Raw genomic sequence first — 1,867 nt, 5'->3', positions numbered from 1 at the left:
GGCTGGTTACAATCTGGCTACATTGTGGAAAATCGGGCCAAGAATCAAAGCCCCGCCTCAGGGGCGGGGTTTCGTTACATGGCGATCAGGGTGCCGAAGATGGCAGCAACGCATGATGTTCCGATATTGAAAGGAAATGATGCTGCGTATGAGTGGATGTCCCTTGGCCAAGGTTTCTGACTGTTAGGGCGTAGGGTGCTCCAAACGGCGAGACGAACACTCCGCTTCGTTCGAGAAAACGAGGATCATATCGTTGGCTAGGTATTCGTCCTCGCACGCTGTTTGATCGCAGGTTTTGATGGTGCGATCCATTCGTTGGAATGGAAGGTCGCCTTATGGGACAAGTTCGCCACGGCTGCGCTACGACTACGCACGCAGTCAGAGCAGCAATACAGCGATCGCAAGCTTCGACCGCGGAGTTGAGCCGAGAGCTTGGCATCGACCCAAAGACGGTTGCCAAGTGGCGCAAGCGTCAGACGGTCGAAGATCGGAAGACCGGTCCGAGAGAACCCCGCTCGACTATTCTCAGCGAAGAGGAAGAGGCGGTCATCGTTGCTTTCCGACGGCACACGCTATTGCCGCGCGATGACTGTCTCTACGCCTTGCAGCCGACGATCCCGCATCTCACGCGCTCTTCTTTGCATAGATGCTTGCAACGGCATGGCATCTCGCGCCTGCCTGAGATGGACGGCGACAAGCCGAAGAGGCAGCGCTTCAAACGGTACCCCATAGGCTTTTTTCACATCGACATCGCGGAGCTCCGAACAGCAGAGGGCAAGCTCTATCTCTTCGTGGCCATTGACAGAACCAGCAAGTTTCGCAGTGGCACAATTGGTCGAGAAGGCGAACCGGAAGATCGCCTGGGAGTTCCTGGAGGTTCTCCTCGAAGCCGTACCCTACCGCATCCACACCATCCTTACCGACAATGGGATCCAGTTCGCCGAGCAACCGCGCAATCGAAACAAAATCTATTCCCGGCCAATGCGCTTCGACATGATCTGCCAGGCCAATGGGATTGAACATCGCCTCACCAAACCGAACCACCCGTGGACCAACGGACAGGTCGAGCGAATGAACCGCACGATCAAGGACGCGACAGTCAAGCGGTACCATTACGACAGCCACGAGCAACTGCGCTGCCATCTCGCCGACTTTCTGGATGCCTACAACTACGCCCGCCGTTTGAAGACCCTCAACGGCCTCACGCCCTACGAGTACATCTGCAAAATCTGGACTTCAGAGCCAGATCGATTTAACCTAAATCCGATCCACCAGATGCCGGGACTGAACACCTAGACGGCCTCGCCCGGCCGGCGGCGACCTTGTTCAGCAGCTTCTCAACGTCGTAGGGGGTGATCTCGGTCACCAGCCGGTTGCCCCAGTCCGGCGCCACCAGCTTCTTCAGCATCGATCTTTGGTCCGAGGCATTGGTCGGCGCCAGGTTCGGCAGGTGCACCTCGACATAGCGGTCGATCAGGTCCTGGAACCGCGGCGCCTCGCGCCCCTGTTCACGCTGGGCAAGCGGGTCTTCCCCGGTGTCGATCTCGCGCCGGAGCTCCTTCGCCCGTTCCCGCGCCGCCGTCGTCGTCCATTCCTGCCAGCGCCCAATCGTCATCCGCCGCTGTCGGCCGGCATGGCGGTAATCCAGCGTGAACGCCCGACTCCCCGAGCGGTAGACGCAGACGGCGAAGCCTCGCACCTCGCTGTCGAAGATCTGGTAGTCACGCCCGTCGGCCGGTTCCGCGTCCCGCACGGCTTTCTCATTCAATCGCAGTCGGTTGGCCATGCAACTCGCCTCCTTTGCTTCTGACATGACGCGTAGATTCGCGCCCATGGCAAGCGAAGCAGACACCAAGGGCTGGCGGGG

The 1,867-nt window shown here is 59.2% G+C and carries 1 protein-coding gene and 2 pseudogenes; 2 read left to right on the top strand and 1 reads right to left on the bottom strand.

Translation table 11 applies throughout. The features are described 5' to 3' along the window. Both AX756_RS26590 and AX756_RS24645 read left to right on the top strand, forming a co-directional pair. A partial coding sequence (locus AX756_RS26590; protein ID WP_231701187.1) for a hypothetical protein occupies positions 1 to 180 on the top strand: 180 nt, incomplete at its 5' end. 155 nt (positions 181 to 335) lie between these two features. Further along, positions 336 to 1,296 (top strand): annotated as a pseudogene (locus AX756_RS24645) (IS481 family transposase). On the opposite strand, the pseudogene AX756_RS24640 reads toward AX756_RS24645, so the two are convergent. Continuing rightward, positions 1,292 to 1,786, bottom strand: a pseudogene (locus tag AX756_RS24640) (integrase arm-type DNA-binding domain-containing protein); the annotation flags it as partial. The pseudogenes AX756_RS24645 and AX756_RS24640 sit on opposite strands and share 5 nt — an antisense overlap. Between the last annotated feature and the right edge of the window lie 81 nt (positions 1,787 to 1,867).

It is taken from the genome of Aliiruegeria sabulilitoris, assembly GCF_001558155.1.
GTDB classification, from domain to species: domain Bacteria; phylum Pseudomonadota; class Alphaproteobacteria; order Rhodobacterales; family Rhodobacteraceae; genus Tropicimonas; species Tropicimonas sabulilitoris.
The sequence above is the reverse complement of the archived record's forward strand: the minus strand, read 5'-3'. Positions and strand labels throughout refer to the sequence as shown.